A 230-nucleotide genomic window follows, 5' to 3' on the forward strand; every position below is an offset into this window, starting at 1 on the left:
CTTATACTGTCCGGCACAGGTATACTTGGATAAATAGTTGAAAAAGAATGGTCTTCCAATGAAAATTGCACCAAATATCTTGCAGGTATTATAACCTTCGGATCTAACGCATAGATATTTGTAGCTTCAAAATTTTTATTTTCTCCATTGTAATTATATTCTATCCTTTTATAAGATATTATCGGCCAATACAGTTTTGTAGCATATGCAATTGTATAATTTCCTTTTTT

The 230-nt window shown here is 30.0% G+C and carries 1 protein-coding gene; it reads right to left on the reverse strand.

The window, feature by feature from the left end:
- Positions 1–230, reverse strand: a 230-nt coding sequence (locus tag SB786_RS37985; RefSeq protein ID WP_410731810.1) for a hypothetical protein, incomplete at both ends; no start/stop codon positions are given.

Source organism: Burkholderia sp. SIMBA_062, assembly GCF_046534765.1.
Taxonomy (GTDB): Bacteria; Pseudomonadota; Gammaproteobacteria; order Burkholderiales; family Burkholderiaceae; genus Burkholderia; species Burkholderia ambifaria.